Origin of the sequence: Bacillus sp. SJS, assembly GCF_000732485.2 — a bacterium.
Lineage (GTDB): Bacteria > Bacillota > Bacilli > Bacillales > Bacillaceae > Metabacillus_B > Metabacillus_B sediminis.
Genome location: NZ_JAQV02000022.1, coordinates 225,188 through 239,657, shown reverse-complemented (window position 1 = coordinate 239,657; position 14,470 = coordinate 225,188). Strand labels below are relative to the sequence as shown.

Here is a 14,470-nt window from a genome sequence, read left to right as displayed (position 1 = left end):
GGAACCTAATGAAATTGGGGATAAAGAAAGGAAAGGCATGGGAAGTAGCTAACTCCCGTAAGGGATATTGGCGGAATTCTAAGAACCCCATTCTCCACAAAGCCCTTCCTAACAAGTACTGGAATCAACTTGGATTAAAACAATTAACGATTGTGGTTTCATAAACTTTCAAACCGCCGTATACGGATCCGTACGTACGGTGGTGTGAGAGGTCGGGGGTTAATCACCCCCTCCTACTCGATTGGGATTGGGAATGCGGGATACGCTATGGATAGAGGGAAATAGAAGGAGTGGCGGATACGTGATTCGGTATACGCCATGGGCTGCGGAAAGGGATCCAACGAATAGAGGCGGCTCCGATCTTTGTCGAACCCTCCCGAAAAGTCGATATCCGCTCATTTTAGTCGATAAATCGAAATAATCGACGATATATCAAATTAATCGCCGATATATTAAAATTTCGGTCGATATCCGCTCAAGAATAGCCGATATCTTTCCTGCTGCCCTCAAATGACGTAATTTAAAAACCATATTCTGCCTCATTTTCATCCACCATCCCCTGTACTGAGTCGCGAGGCCGAACCCTATCACCGGTTTCGAAGAAAAGAGGCCGAGTTTTAATCGAAAATCCACGATCCTCATCATTTTCTCCTCCATAAGGCACCCCACAGATACTCCGATAACCGCACCCTCCGAATAATCACCAACCATCTCATTCGCCGATAGACTTTCACGCCACCTCATTCAAATCCCCATTTGTCCCCCACACCATTCCCTATTATAATGAAACAAACAGAGGTGATAATTCAATGTCAGGGAACATCAGCCCTCAGGACGAGGAATTGATACTGGATGCAAAAGAAATCATTCGTGAACATTACGAGTACGGGAAGCATCATGTCGGCGCCGCTCTCCGAACAGCTTCCGGAGAAATTATCAGGGCCGTTCATATTGAAGCGTACATTGGAAGAGTTACGGTATGTGCAGAAGCGATTGCGATTGGGAAGGCTATATCTGAAGGCTTTCGTGAGTTTGAGGCGATTGTGGCGGTTCGGCACCCCGGCCCGGATGAGCATGATCGTGAAATCAAGGTTGTTGCGCCGTGCGGAATGTGCAGGGAACTGATCGGTGATTACGGGGAAAATATGAAGGTTATTTTAGATACGAAAGACGGTCTTGCAAAACTAAGCATTCAAGAACTGCTTCCCCTTAAATATACGAGACCGACTGAAACGTAAATTTGCTGCTAAGATAAAAGAGGGATCATTAAATGACTGATAAGCCAACAAAAAAGAAATTTGAGGTCGCAGAGAATGAAAGCATTGGTGCTGTTCTCGACCGCATGAAGGAAGAAGGATATGCTCCTGTACGCAGAATGGAGGAACCTATCTTTAAAGAAGTAAAAGAGAATGGACAAACACAGATTGTTCCGGCAGGAAGAATGATTGTATTTGAAGGGAAGTTGCTCTAAACCCGAACGATATACCCCTTTAATGCAGTAATGTTCGATATTTTGTATTGACATGTTACAAAATCTCTTGTTATGATGGAGATGAAAATAACGACGAAGCCTTCATATAAATTTGGGGATATGGCCCAAGAGTTTCTACCCGGACACCGTAAATGACCGGACTATGAGGGAAAGTGGATTAACCAGCGTAGTGGATATACATACTATGCCCGGTTCGTATTGCTTTCTCTTAAGCATACGGCCGGGCTTTTTTTCATTTTAGGAGAGCGGGGGAGAGCGATGATCGAACAGGTTGGAGTCATTATGGGAAGCCAGTCAGATTGGGAAACGATGAGACAGGCGTGCGAGCTGCTGGATGAACTTGAGATTTTTTATGAAAAAAAAGTTGTATCTGCTCACCGGACACCAGAGCTCATGTTTGAGTATGCGGAATCGGCCAGGGAACGAGGGCTTAAAGTCATTATCGCAGGTGCAGGCGGCGCTGCCCATCTTCCGGGAATGGTAGCAGCAAAGACAACCCTGCCGGTGATTGGCGTACCGGTTCAGTCAAAGGCTCTTAACGGGCTTGATTCACTCCTTTCTATTGTGCAAATGCCTGGAGGTGTTCCGGTTGCAACGGTAGCAATCGGAAAGGCAGGTGCTGTAAATGCGGCCCTTCTTGCTGCACAGATTCTCTCCCTGACAGACGGCAGGATTGAAGCGGCTCTTGCCAAACGGAGAGAGGATACCCGCCAGGCCGTGCTTGAAAGCAGTGATGCTCTTGTATAAGCAGATTTTACCCGGACAGACAATCGGCATCATTGGCGGAGGACAGCTGGGACGGATGATGGCATTGGATGCGAAAAATATGGGCTACCGCATCGCGGTCCTCGATCCTGCAGCGGATAGTCCATGCGGGCAGGCTGCAGACATTGAAATCACCGCGGCCTACAGCGATATAGATGCCATTAAGCAGCTTGCCTCTGTAAGTGACGTCATCACATATGAATTCGAAAACATCGATTATAATGCTCTCGTGTGGCTTGAGAATAACGCCTATCTTCCGCAGGGAAGCCGCCTGCTTTCACTGACCCAGGATAGGCAGACGGAAAAAGAAGCCATCCAGGAAACAGGCTGCCAGGTGGCACCATACAGCATTCTTGAGAACGGCAACGGTCTTGAGGATGCGCTTGAAGATATCGGTTTCCCTGCTGTTTTAAAAACATGCAGAGGGGGCTACGATGGTAAAGGGCAGGCGGTGATCAAGAGTCCAGCTGATATAGAAGAGGCTGAAAAGCTGCTGAATCTGGGGAAATGCATTCTTGAAAAATGGGTTCCCTTTGAGAAAGAGCTCTCCATCATTGTCACAAGAAACCCAAGTGGAGATGTAAAGGTCTTTCCGGCAGCTGAGAATGTTCACCGTGAGAACATCCTTCATCTAAGCATTGTTCCAGCGAGAATAACAGCCGACATCGAAAAAAGGGCAAAAGATGCTGCGTTAAAGCTTGCTGAACGCTTTGAATTGGTTGGAACACTGGCCGTTGAAATGTTTTTGACTGAGGATGGAGAGATCTTCATCAATGAATTGGCGCCGAGGCCGCATAATTCAGGCCATTACACGATGGATTTGTGCGAAACCTCCCAGTTTGAACAGCATATCCGCTCCGTTTGTAATTTACCGCTTGGAAGAACGGATTTATTGAAAAAAGGCCTGATGGTGAACGTATTAGGCGAACATCTCGAAGCTGTTTTAAATAATCTTTCGTTTTTAGATGAAGCTGCGTTATACTTGTACGGTAAAAAGGAAAACAAGCCAAAGAGAAAAATGGGGCATGTTACCTTTAAAACGGACGTCATTGAAGAAACGATGGAGAAAATATCAAATCAGTGGGGTCAATAGGAGAACGGAGGATTTACGATGATCGAACGTTATACAAGGCCGGAAATGGGGGCCATCTGGACAGAGGAAAACCGTTTCCAGGCGTGGCTTGAGGTAGAAATTCTTGCATGTGAAGCATGGGCTGAGCTTGGGGTCATCCCTAAGGAAGATACAGTGCTTCTGCGTGAGAATGCTTCCTTTGACATTAACCGCATTAAAGAGATTGAAGAGGAAACAAGACATGATGTTGTTGCCTTTACAAGAGCGGTTTCTGAAACACTTGGCGAAGAGCGCAAATGGGTCCATTACGGACTTACTTCTACAGATGTTGTGGATACCGCGCTATCTTACCTTTTGAAGCAGGCCAATGATATTTTAAGAGCAGACCTTGAGCGCTTTGTGGAAATTCTTAAAAATAAAGCGATTGAACACAAATACACGGTGATGATGGGCCGCACGCACGGTGTCCATGCAGAGCCGACGACATTCGGTTTGAAGCTTGGCCTGTGGTATGAGGAAATGAAACGGAACCTGGAGCGTTTTAACCGTTCTGCAGAAGGCATTGAATTCGGAAAAATGTCAGGCGCAGTTGGAACGTATGCCAATATCGATCCGTTTGTTGAAAAATATGTGTGCGAGAGGCTTGGTCTTCAGGCAGCACCGATCTCAACTCAAACCCTTCAGCGCGACCGCCACGCTGACTATATGAGCACCCTTGCACTGATTGCCACATCAATTGAAAAATTCGCCGTAGAAGTACGCGGACTTCAGAAGAGTGAAACGCGCGAGGTAGAGGAATTTTTCGCAAAGGGACAAAAGGGCTCCTCAGCCATGCCGCATAAACGCAATCCAATCGGATCGGAAAACATGACTGGGCTTGCCCGTGTCATCCGCGGATACATGATGACGGCTTATGAAAATGTACCGCTATGGCATGAGCGTGATATTTCCCACTCCTCTGCAGAACGGATCATTTTGCCGGATGCAACCATTGCACTGAACTATATGCTGAACCGCTTCGGAAATATCATTAAGAACCTGACCGTGTTCCCTGAAAACATGAAGCGCAACATGGATCGTACCCTTGGGCTGATTTACTCCCAGCGTGTCCTGCTTGCTCTTATTGACTCAGGCATGGCTCGTGAAGCAGCGTACGATCTGGTTCAGCCGAAAGCAATGGAGGCTTGGGAAACACAAGTCCACTTCCGCACATTAGTAGAAGCGGATCCGGCTGTTACCGAACGTTTAACACCAGCTGTAATCGATGACTGCTTCGATTACAACTACCACTTGAAAAATGTAGATGCCATTTTTAACAGGCTCGGTCTATAAAACTGGAGGGGCAAAGCAAAACTTTGCCTCTTTCCAATCTTAAGATTCCCAATATTCCGACTACAGGAGGGCGAAATCAATGGAATTGCTTTATGAGGGAAAAGCGAAGCGCATTTACAGAACAGAGCGTGAGGGTGAATTTCTTGTTTCCTATAAAGACTCCGCTACGGCATTTAACGGAGAGAAAAAAACAGAGATTACTGGAAAAGGCCGATTAAACAACGAGATTTCCGTTCTGATTTTTGAAAAGCTCAAAGAAGCAGGCGTTGCCAACCACCTAATCCGCAAAGTTTCTGAAACCGAGCAGCTGGTAGAGGAAGTCACCATTATTCCGCTTGAAGTCGTTGTACGGAACACGGTCGCCGGAAGTATGGCGAAGCGTCTCGGCATCGAGGAAGGAACACCAATCCCTGAACCCATTGTTGAGTTTTACTACAAGGATGATGCGCTAGGAGATCCGCTTATCACAGAGAGCCATATCAAACTATTGAAAGCGGCAGCACCGGAACAAATCGAAGAACTGAAAACAAAAGCCCTTAAAGTAAATGAAGTGCTCATTCCATATTTTTCAGAGAGAAATGTAAGACTGATAGACTTCAAGCTTGAATTCGGCCTCCGAAAAGACGGAACGATTTTACTGGCGGATGAAATTTCCCCGGATACGTGCCGCCTGTGGGATAAAGAGACAAACGAAAAGTTTGATAAAGATGTTTTTCGCCGGGATCTTGGCAGTTTGACTGAAGCGTACGAAGAAATCTTAAAACGATTGGGAGGACCCGCACATGTATAAAGTGAAGGTGTATGTCAGTTTAAGAGAAAGTATTTTGGATCCGCAGGGGAACGCCGTGAAGAATGCGCTGCACAGTATGTCCTACGGTGAGGTTCAGGACGTCCGCATCGGTAAATACATGGAGCTGATGATCGAGAAAACCGACCGTCCGCTTGAGGAAACCGTGAAGGAAATGTGTGAAAAGCTTTTAGCAAATACGGTTATTGAAGACTACCGCTTTGAAGCAGAGGAGGTTGTCGTTCAGTGAAATTCGCGGTGATAGTTTTCCCCGGCTCCAACTGTGATGTGGATATGTATCATGCGATCAAGGATGAGCTTGGAGAAGAAGCAGAGTATGTTTGGCACGATGAAAACGATTTGAGCGAATTTGACGGCATTCTTCTTCCAGGAGGATTTTCATACGGAGATTACCTGCGCTCCGGCTCCATTGCTCATTTTTCAAATGTCATGGCGGAAGTGAAAAAAGCGGCTGAACAAGGAAAGCCGGTGCTTGGTGTCTGCAATGGATTTCAAATCCTCCTTGAAGCAGGGCTGCTTCCGGGTGCGATGAAACGGAATGAGGGGCTGAAATTCAAGTGCGAACCTGCCTCTTTAAAGGTGGTCAATGCCAAAACCCCGTTCACATCCGGCTATACAGAAAACCAGGTCATCTCCGTTCCGATTGCTCACGGAGAAGGGAATTATTTCTGCGACGAGCTGACGCTGAAAAGACTGACAGAGAACAACCAGATTGTATTTACTTACAGTGAAAATCCGAACGGAAGCCTGGAGGATATTGCGGGGATTGTCAATGAACGAGGCAATGTTCTCGGCATGATGCCTCACCCTGAGCGCGCTGTGGATTCCATGCTTGGAAGCGCGGACGGCCTCGCACTGTTTCAATCGATCGTAAAAAACTGGAGGGAAGCACATGTCACTACTTCTTGAGCCAAATCCTGAACAAATTAAAGCAGAAAAAGTGTATCAGCAGATGGGAATCAGCGACGAAGAATTTGCGATGGTTGAATCCATTCTCGGACGCCTGCCCAACTATACGGAAACGGGAATTTTCTCCGTTATGTGGTCTGAGCACTGCAGCTATAAAAACTCCAAGCCGATTCTGAAAAAGTTCCCTGTCACAGGCGAGCATGTTCTGCAGGGACCCGGCGAGGGAGCGGGGATTGTCGATATCGGCGATAACCAGGCGGTTGTTTTTAAAATCGAGAGCCATAATCACCCTTCTGCTGTTGAGCCTTATCAGGGCGCTGCAACGGGTGTCGGTGGCATCATCCGTGATGTGTTCTCGATGGGCGCGCGCCCGATCGCCCTATTAAACTCACTAAGATTCGGTGAGCTGAAATCCCCTCGGGTGAAGTATTTGTTTGAAGAAGTAGTAGCAGGAATTGCCGGTTACGGAAACTGCATCGGTATTCCAACCGTTGGCGGCGAAATCCAGTTTGATGCCTCCTATGAAGGAAATCCGCTTGTGAACGCGATGTGTGTCGGACTCATTGACCATAAGGATATAAAGAAGGGCCAGGCAAAAGGAGTCGGCAATACGGTCATGTATGTCGGCGCGAAAACAGGCCGTGACGGCATTCACGGAGCCACATTCGCTTCAGAGGAACTCAACGAAAAATCCGATGAAAAGCGCCCGGCCGTCCAGGTGGGCGATCCGTTCATGGAAAAGCTTCTTCTTGAAGCGTGTCTTGAAGTGATCCAAAACGATGCGCTTGTCGGGATTCAGGATATGGGAGCGGCGGGACTTACGAGTTCTTCTGCTGAAATGGCAAGCAAGGCAGGCTCGGGAATCGAAATGAATCTGGATTTGATTCCTCAGCGCGAGTACGGAATGACGCCTTATGAAATGATGCTTTCTGAATCCCAGGAGCGGATGCTGCTTGTTATTGAAAAAGGCCGTGAGCATGAGATCGAAGCCATTTTTGCAAAATACGATTTGGAAGCCGTGTCAGTCGGGACGGTAACGAATGATAAAATGCTCCGCCTTGTCCATAGAGGAGAGGTCGTCGTAGAGATTCCGGTAGATGCGTTAGCAGAGGAAGCGCCGGTTTATCATAAACCTTCTGCAGAGCCAGCCTATTTCCGGGAGTTTCAGCAAATGGAGGAGACGGTGCCAGAGGTTGAAAACCTTGAAGAAACGCTGATCAGCCTTCTTAAGCAGCCGACGATTGCAAGCAAGGAATGGGTCTACAATCAGTACGATTATATGGTCCGCACGAATACGGTAGTCGCGCCTGGTTCCGATGCTGCGGTACTGCGCATCCGCGGAACGAAAAAGGCTCTGGCGATGACAACGGACTGCAACTCGCGCTATCTGTACCTTGATCCGGAAACGGGCGGAAAAATCGCGGTTGCAGAAGCAGCCCGGAACATCGTTTGCTCGGGAGGTACACCGCTTGCCATCACGGATTGCCTGAACTTTGGTAATCCGGAAAAACCGCAGATCTTCTGGCAGCTTGAAAAAGCGGCGGACGGGATGAGTGAGGCTTGTACAGTTCTCGGTGCTCCGGTTATTGGCGGCAACGTTTCTCTTTATAACGAAACGAACGGAACGGCGATCTATCCGACACCTGTCATCGGAATGGTTGGTCTGATTGAGAATACCGATTACATTACGACACAGGACTTTAAAGAAGCAGGCGATTTCATCTATGTGCTAGGGGATACAAAACCTGAATTCGGCGGAAGCGAGCTGCAAAAGCTTGTGTACGGCGAAATTTCCGGAAAAGCCCCGGTGCTTGATTTAGAGGTTGAAAAAACGCGAATGAACCTTTTATCAAAGGCAATCCGTGACGGTCTAGTTCAATCCGCGCATGATGCAGCAGAAGGCGGACTTGCGGTTGCGCTTGCTGAGTCGGCGTTTTCAGGAAAAGGACTTGGAGCAGATGCCGAGTTAACCGGTGATGCGGTAACGGCACTGTTCAGTGAGACTCAATCGCGATATATCCTGACGGTACGCCCTGAAAATAAAGAGCGGTTTGAAGAGTTAACAAATGCTGTAAGAATCGGCCGGGTAACGGACAGCAGAAAATTAACCATTCGCGGAAGCCAAGGGGAACAGTGGGTGGATTTAAGCATCGAGAAGCTTGAAGACGCCTGGAGAGGAGCCATCCCATGCTTGCTGAAATCAAAGGATTAAACGAGGAATGCGGCGTTTTTGGAATCTGGGGCCATCCTGATTCAGCCCAAATTACGTACTACGGCTTGCACAGCCTTCAGCACCGCGGCCAGGAGGGCGCGGGCATTGTAACGACGGACGGCAAGACGATGGACTGCGAGAAAGGTCTTGGCTTGATTACGGATGTTTTCAACAAAGGCCAGCTTGGAGAAATGAGCGGGAAAGCAGCGATCGGCCACGTCCGGTATGCAACAGCGGGAGGGGGCGGCTATGAAAACGTCCAGCCGCTTATGTTCCGTTCGCAAAACGGCGGACTGGCACTTGCGCATAACGGGAATCTGGTAAACGCAAACCATTTAAAGCACCAGCTTGAAAGCCAGGGAAGTATTTTTCAGACAACGTCCGATACGGAAGTGCTTGCCCATTTAATTAAACGAAGCGGCCACTTCTCTTTAAAGGATAAAGTAAAAAACGCCTTATCCATGATAAAAGGGGCTTACGCGTTTGTTATTTTAACCGAAACGGAAATGATGGTGGCGCTTGATCCGAACAGCCTCCGCCCTCTGTCAATCGGCCTGCTTGGCGATGCATATGTGGTCGCATCCGAAACGTGTGCCTTTGATATTGTCGGAGCAGATTACCTGCGCGAGGTGCAGCCGGGCGAACTGATTATCATTAACGACGACGGCCTGCAGTCCGAACGGTTCTCCATGAACAGCAACCGATCAATCTGCAGCATGGAATACATTTATTTTTCCAGACCCGACAGCAACATTGACGGAATCAACGTGCATACCGCCCGGAAAAACCTCGGCAAGCGTTTGGCCCAGGAAGCGGCAGTGGAAGCAGACGTTGTGACAGGGGTGCCTGATTCCTCTATTTCAGCAGCAATCGGCTATGCGGAAGCATCCGGTATTCCGTATGAGCTTGGTCTAATTAAAAACCGGTATGTCGGCCGGACATTTATCCAGCCGTCCCAATCTTTAAGAGAGCAAGGGGTAAAAATGAAGCTTTCTGCCGTCCGCGGTGTTGTAGAGGGCAAGCGGGTCGTGATGGTCGATGATTCGATCGTCCGCGGAACGACGAGCAGACGGATCGTGCAAATGCTGAAGGAAGCAGGCGCGACCGAGGTTCACGTCCGCATCAGCTCACCGCCGATTGCGCATCCGTGCTTTTACGGAATTGATACTTCTACGCATGAGGAACTGATTGCGTCTTCTCATAACGCAGAAGAGATTCGGGAATTAATCGGTGCCGATTCCATCGCGTTCATCAGTCCGGAAGGCTTGCTTGATGGAATTGGCCGCCCTTATGAAGGAGAAACAAGAGGACAGTGCATGGCGTGCTTTACCGGCCGCTATCCGACGGAAATTTATGCCGACACGCTGCTCCCTCATGAAAAAGAAGTAAAAACAGGTGCACGATAAGGAGGAACGGACATGTCAAAAGCCTATCAGGAAGCGGGAGTGAACATCGAAGCCGGCTATGAAGCGGTTTCCAGAATGAAAAAACACGTTGAGCGTACGAAACGCGAGGGTGCCATCGGTCTGCTCGGAGGCTTTGGCGGTGTCTTCGACCTGTCTGCTCTGAATTACCGGAAGCCGGTTCTTGTATCGGGTACAGACGGCGTCGGAACGAAGCTTAAGCTCGCTTTTATGGCGGATCGTCATGATACAATTGGGATCGACGCAGTGGCGATGTGCGTGAACGATATCTTGGCTCAAGGTGCGGAACCGCTTTTTTTCCTGGATTATTTAGCCCTTGGAAAAGCAGATCCTGAAAAAATTGAGCAAATCGTTAAAGGGATTGCCGACGGCTGCGAGGAAGCAGGATGTGCGCTGATTGGCGGCGAAACGGCTGAGATGCCCGGCCTTTACAATGAGGGTGAATACGATGTTGCCGGCTTCAGCGTTGGCGGAGCAGAAAAGGATGAGCTTGTGACCGGGGCAGGGATTAAACCGGGTCATGTGCTGATTGGACTCACCTCAAGCGGTCTTCACAGCAACGGCTTTTCACTTGTCCGGAAAATTCTCCTCGAAGACAGCGGACTCCAGCTGAACCAAACAGTTGAGCCATTGCAAAACCCGCTCGGCGAGGAGCTTTTAACACCAACAAGAATTTATGTAAAACCTGTTATAAAAGTGCTGAAGAATGTAAAAGTGGATGGGATGGCGCATATTACCGGCGGCGGTTTTGTTGAAAACATTCCGAGGATGCTGCCGGAGGGACTGGGCGCAGAAATTGACTATGGTTCATGGCCGATTCCGAAGATTTTTGACCTTCTTGAAGAAAAAGGAAGCCTAAACCGGGAAGAAATGTTCAACATTTTCAATATGGGCATCGGCTTTGTCCTTGCCGTCAGTCCGGAACGAATTCATGATGCGATTGGAATTCTTGAGGAGCATGGCGAAAAAGCCTTTATTATCGGACGGGTGAAAGAAGGTTCCGGGGTCGAATTCGGCGGTGCTGCACTATGAAAAAATCAAAAATCGCCGTTTTCGCATCAGGAAGCGGCAGTAATTTTCAAGCCATTTCAGAAAAAACGAAGAACGGGGAGCTCGATGCGGAAATTGTCCTTCTCGTCTGCGATAAGCCTGGTGCCCCTGTAACGGAAAAAGCAAGATTAGCAGGTGTTCCGGTCCTGGAGCTATCACCAAAATCATTTGAAAACAAAGCCGCCTATGAAGCTGAAATTCTTGCAAACCTTGAGAAGAACGGGACCGAGTGGCTCATCCTGGCAGGCTATATGCGTCTGATCGGGCCTGTTCTCCTTGATGCTTTTCCAACCAAGATTATGAATCTCCATCCCTCGCTGCTTCCGAAATTTCCAGGGAAGGATGCAATCGAACGCGCCTTCGAATCAGGAGACACGGAAACCGGCATTACAATTCATTATGTGGATGAAGGAATGGACACAGGTCCGATCATCGACCAGATGAGAGTCGCTATTCCAGAATCTCTTGAACAGCTAAAAATAAATATTCACAAGGCGGAGCACGCTTTTTTTCCCGCCGTCCTTCAGCATGTACTGAAAATCAAGACAGAGGTGAAGCAATCATGACGATTAAACGAGCACTGATCAGCGTATCCAATAAAGAAAATCTTGTTCCGTTCGCGAAGCGCCTTGGTGAACTTGGGATTGAAGTGATCTCAACCGGCGGTACGAAAAAAATGCTTCAGGATGCGGGAGTAAAGACAATCGGTATCTCCGAGGTAACAGGCTTCCCTGAAATCATGGATGGCCGCGTCAAAACTCTTCATCCGGCCATTCACGGCGGACTTCTTGCCGTAAGAGACAACGAGAGTCATATGAATCAGCTGAAAGAGAACGGCATTCAGCCAATCGACTTAGTTGTCGTGAATCTATATCCGTTCAAAGAAACGATTTCCAAACCGGATTTCACATTCGATGAAGCAGTTGAAAATATCGATATCGGCGGCCCCGGCATGCTTCGTGCATCGGCTAAAAATCACGGGGATGTTACGGTGATTGTTGATCCTGCTGATTATAATTCCGTTCTGGATCAAATTGAAAAAGACGGAGACACAAATCTTGAATTCAGACGCAGGCTTGCTGCGAAAGTATTCAGACACACAGCTGCCTATGATGCTCTGATTGCAGAATACATGACATCCATTACAGGAGAAGAAAATCCTGAAACGATGACCGTTACATATGAAAAGAAACAGGATTTGCGCTACGGAGAAAACCCGCATCAGCAGGCTGTATTCTATCAAACGCCTCTTAAACGGAAGGCATCCATTGCGGAAGCGAAGCAGCTTCACGGCAAAGAGCTTTCCTATAACAATATTAAAGATGCAGACGCTGCCCTTCAAATTGTCCGTGAATTCGCAGCGCCGGCAGCTGTGGCCGTTAAGCATATGAATCCATGCGGAGTCGGAACAGCCGATAGCATTGAACAAGCCTATCAGCGTGCTTTTGAAGCAGATCCCACCTCTATTTTCGGCGGAATCATCGCGTTGAACAGAGAAGTGAATGCGGCAACAGCTGAGAAACTGCATGAAATTTTCCTTGAGATTATTATTGCGCCTTCCTTTTCAGAGGAGGCATTGGAAATTTTGACGTCCAAAAAGAACCTCCGACTCTTGACGATTGAACAGGAGGAAAAAGGAGCAGCAGCCAAGCAGCTTGTGTCCGTTGCAGGCGGTATGCTGGTCCAGGACGAGGATACGCTGACAATTGATGATGCGGAAGTTTCCATTCCAACAAAGCGTGAGCCGACGGAACAGGAGTGGAAGGATTTGAAACTTGCCTGGCAAGTGGTCAAGCATGTGAAATCCAACGCGATTGTTTTAGCGAAGGATGAAATGACAATTGGAATCGGAGCAGGACAGATGAACCGAGTCGGCTCTGCAAAAATTGCGATTGAACAAGCCGGAGCAAAAGCAGGAGGAAGCGCAATGGGATCCGACGCATTTTTCCCAATGGGAGATACAGTGGAAGCCGCAGCAAAAGCCGGCGTCACGGCCATCATTCAGCCGGGAGGCTCCATCAAAGACGAAGATTCCATTCGCGCTGCAGATGAGCATGGCATCACAATGGTATTCACAGGCATTCGCCATTTCAAGCATTAAGAAGGGAGAGCGATCCTTTTGAACGTACTCGTAATCGGACGCGGAGGCCGCGAGCATACCATCGCATGGAAGCTCGCTCAATCCGGCAGGGCAGAAAAAGTATTTGCGGCACCGGGAAATGACGGAATGACCGATTGTGCGGAAAGAGTTCCAGTGGACGAGCTTGATTTTGCCGGCCTTATTGCTTTTGCAAAAGAGAATGAAGTCGGATTAACGGTGGTTGGTCCTGAAGTCCCTTTACTCGAGGGAATCACAGAAGCCTTTGAAAAAGAGGGGCTGCGGATTTTTGGACCGTCAAGCCAGGCGGCGATGGTGGAAGGCAGCAAGCAGTTTGCGAAAGAGCTGATGGAGAAATCCCGCATTCCGACAGCGGGATATGCGGCTTTTACCTCCTATGAAGAAGCACGGGCGTATGTGGAGACAAACGGGGTTCCGATTGTGATCAAAGCGGACGGACTGGCAGCCGGAAAAGGGGTCACGGTTGCCATGACAATGGAGGACGCACTTCAGTGCCTGAAGGATTTCCTCCTCGATGAAAAGTTTGGGGAGGCGAGTAAATCCGTTGTCATAGAAGATTTTCTAGAGGGAGAAGAATTTTCCCTCATGGCCTTCGTGAATGGAGAAAAAGTGTATCCAATGGTCATCGCGCAGGATCACAAACGTGCATTTGACGGCGACCGCGGACCGAACACAGGAGGAATGGGCGCCTACTCTCCTGTACCGCAAATACCGGAAGAGGCGGTGGCTGAAGCGATCCGGTCCGTGCTTGTGCCGGCTGCGAAGGGCCTTGTACAAGAGGGGACACCTTTTACCGGAATCTTATACGCAGGACTCATGCTGACGGCAGACGGTCCGAAAGTCATCGAATTCAACGCGCGCTTCGGTGATCCGGAAACACAAGCCGTTCTTCCGAGAATGAAGAGCGACCTGGTCGACGTGATCGAAGCAGTGATGGAAGGCCGGGACTTTGAAATTGAGTGGACAGATGAAGCCGCCGTTGCCGTGGTGCTTGCTTCAGAAGGATATCCGGAAGCGTACGAAAAAGGAACGATGCTGAACGGACTGGCTGAAGCCGGGGGTGAAGCTGCGGTATTTCATGCAGGTACAAAACGCTCTGGAGACACCTTCGTTTCCGACGGCGGCCGGATTCTCGCAGTTTCTGCAAACGGCAGGACCATACAGGAAGCACAGGAAAAAGCATATAAATCGATTCGATATATGGACGGGAACGGCGTTTTTTACCGGACGGATATTGGAAATAAAGCTATTACAGCAAAAACCCCCTACTGAAAAGGGGGTTTTTAG

14 protein-coding genes and 1 riboswitch are annotated in these 14,470 nt (G+C 48.7%); all 14 genes read left to right on the top strand.

The window, feature by feature from the left end:
* Nucleotides 1–809 precede the first annotated feature (809 nt).
* The 14 genes from AS29_RS13460 (at nt 810) to purD (ending at nt 14,455) form a co-directional block, all read left to right on the top strand.
* Nucleotides 810–1,238: a cytidine deaminase gene (locus AS29_RS13460; protein WP_035407770.1), complete on the top strand. Its 429-nt coding sequence runs from the start codon at nt 810–812 to the stop codon at nt 1,236–1,238.
* 32 nt (nt 1,239–1,270) lie between these two features.
* A complete protein-coding gene (locus tag AS29_RS13455) occupies nt 1,271–1,471 on the top strand; it encodes an NETI motif-containing protein (RefSeq protein WP_035407767.1) in 201 nt (66 codons plus the stop codon).
* A gap of 82 nt (nt 1,472–1,553) precedes the next feature.
* Nucleotides 1,554–1,655: riboswitch (purine riboswitch) on the top strand.
* Nucleotides 1,656–1,750: 95 nt separating this feature from the next.
* Complete coding sequence (gene purE / locus AS29_RS13450) at nt 1,751–2,239, top strand: 5-(carboxyamino)imidazole ribonucleotide mutase (RefSeq protein WP_035407764.1); 489 nt, start codon at nt 1,751–1,753, stop codon at nt 2,237–2,239.
* The gene (purK, locus tag AS29_RS13445) at nt 2,226–3,350 is read left to right on the top strand and encodes a 5-(carboxyamino)imidazole ribonucleotide synthase (protein ID WP_035407761.1); all 1,125 of its coding nucleotides are present in this window, start codon (nt 2,226–2,228) and stop codon (nt 3,348–3,350) included. The genes purE and purK overlap by 14 nt, the downstream gene beginning before the upstream one ends.
* An 18-nt stretch (nt 3,351–3,368) precedes the next feature.
* Nucleotides 3,369–4,661, top strand: coding sequence for an adenylosuccinate lyase (gene purB / locus AS29_RS13440; RefSeq protein WP_035407759.1), 1,293 nt, complete (start codon nt 3,369–3,371; stop codon nt 4,659–4,661).
* A gap of 79 nt (nt 4,662–4,740) precedes the next feature.
* Nucleotides 4,741–5,451, top strand: a complete 711-nt coding sequence (gene purC, locus AS29_RS13435; RefSeq protein WP_035407756.1) for a phosphoribosylaminoimidazolesuccinocarboxamide synthase — start codon at nt 4,741–4,743, stop codon at nt 5,449–5,451.
* Complete coding sequence (gene purS / locus AS29_RS13430; protein WP_035407753.1) at nt 5,444–5,698, top strand: phosphoribosylformylglycinamidine synthase subunit PurS; 255 nt, start codon at nt 5,444–5,446, stop codon at nt 5,696–5,698. The genes purC and purS overlap by 8 nt, the downstream gene beginning before the upstream one ends.
* Nucleotides 5,695–6,378 carry a phosphoribosylformylglycinamidine synthase subunit PurQ gene (gene purQ / locus AS29_RS13425; RefSeq protein ID WP_035407750.1) on the top strand — a complete coding sequence of 228 codons (684 nt, stop codon included), beginning with the start codon at nt 5,695–5,697 and terminating at the stop codon, nt 6,376–6,378. Before purS ends, purQ begins: the two co-directional genes overlap by 4 nt.
* Entirely contained in the window at nt 6,362–8,590 is a 2,229-nt protein-coding gene (gene purL, locus AS29_RS13420; protein WP_035407747.1) for a phosphoribosylformylglycinamidine synthase subunit PurL, read from the top strand. The genes purQ and purL overlap by 17 nt, the downstream gene beginning before the upstream one ends.
* Nucleotides 8,566–9,996, top strand: coding sequence for an amidophosphoribosyltransferase (gene purF / locus AS29_RS13415; RefSeq protein ID WP_035407744.1), 1,431 nt, complete (start codon nt 8,566–8,568; stop codon nt 9,994–9,996). The genes purL and purF overlap by 25 nt, the downstream gene beginning before the upstream one ends.
* A gap of 12 nt (nt 9,997–10,008) precedes the next feature.
* Complete coding sequence (gene purM, locus AS29_RS13410; RefSeq protein WP_035407740.1) at nt 10,009–11,046, top strand: phosphoribosylformylglycinamidine cyclo-ligase; 1,038 nt, start codon at nt 10,009–10,011, stop codon at nt 11,044–11,046.
* Nucleotides 11,043–11,630: a phosphoribosylglycinamide formyltransferase gene (gene purN, locus AS29_RS13405; RefSeq protein WP_035407737.1), complete on the top strand. Its 588-nt coding sequence runs from the start codon at nt 11,043–11,045 to the stop codon at nt 11,628–11,630. The genes purM and purN overlap by 4 nt, the downstream gene beginning before the upstream one ends.
* Entirely contained in the window at nt 11,627–13,165 is a 1,539-nt protein-coding gene (gene purH / locus AS29_RS13400; RefSeq protein ID WP_035407734.1) for a bifunctional phosphoribosylaminoimidazolecarboxamide formyltransferase/IMP cyclohydrolase, read from the top strand. Before purN ends, purH begins: the two co-directional genes overlap by 4 nt.
* 18 nt (nt 13,166–13,183) lie before the next feature.
* Nucleotides 13,184–14,455 (top strand): phosphoribosylamine--glycine ligase, encoded by a 1,272-nt coding sequence (purD, locus tag AS29_RS13395; RefSeq protein ID WP_035407731.1) that lies wholly within the window; start codon nt 13,184–13,186, stop codon nt 14,453–14,455.
* Nucleotides 14,456–14,470: the final 15 nt, after the last annotated feature.

Bases quoted from the DNA above. Each gene is read 5' to 3' on its own strand.
- AS29_RS13460 (WP_035407770.1), top strand. From the start codon at position 810: ATGTCAGGGAACATCAGCCCTCAGGACGAGGAATTGATACTGGATGCA.
- AS29_RS13455 (WP_035407767.1), top strand. From the start codon at position 1,271: ATGACTGATAAGCCAACAAAAAAGAAATTTGAGGTCGCAGAGAATGAA.
- purE (WP_035407764.1), top strand. From the start codon at position 1,751: ATGATCGAACAGGTTGGAGTCATTATGGGAAGCCAGTCAGATTGGGAA.
- purK (WP_035407761.1), top strand. From the start codon at position 2,226: ATGCTCTTGTATAAGCAGATTTTACCCGGACAGACAATCGGCATCATT.
- purB (WP_035407759.1), top strand. From the start codon at position 3,369: ATGATCGAACGTTATACAAGGCCGGAAATGGGGGCCATCTGGACAGAG.
- purC (WP_035407756.1), top strand. From the start codon at position 4,741: ATGGAATTGCTTTATGAGGGAAAAGCGAAGCGCATTTACAGAACAGAG.
- purS (WP_035407753.1), top strand. From the start codon at position 5,444: ATGTATAAAGTGAAGGTGTATGTCAGTTTAAGAGAAAGTATTTTGGAT.
- purL (WP_035407747.1), top strand. From the start codon at position 6,362: ATGTCACTACTTCTTGAGCCAAATCCTGAACAAATTAAAGCAGAAAAA.
- purF (WP_035407744.1), top strand. From the start codon at position 8,566: ATGCTTGCTGAAATCAAAGGATTAAACGAGGAATGCGGCGTTTTTGGA.
- purM (WP_035407740.1), top strand. From the start codon at position 10,009: ATGTCAAAAGCCTATCAGGAAGCGGGAGTGAACATCGAAGCCGGCTAT.
- purN (WP_035407737.1), top strand. From the start codon at position 11,043: ATGAAAAAATCAAAAATCGCCGTTTTCGCATCAGGAAGCGGCAGTAAT.
- purH (WP_035407734.1), top strand. From the start codon at position 11,627: ATGACGATTAAACGAGCACTGATCAGCGTATCCAATAAAGAAAATCTT.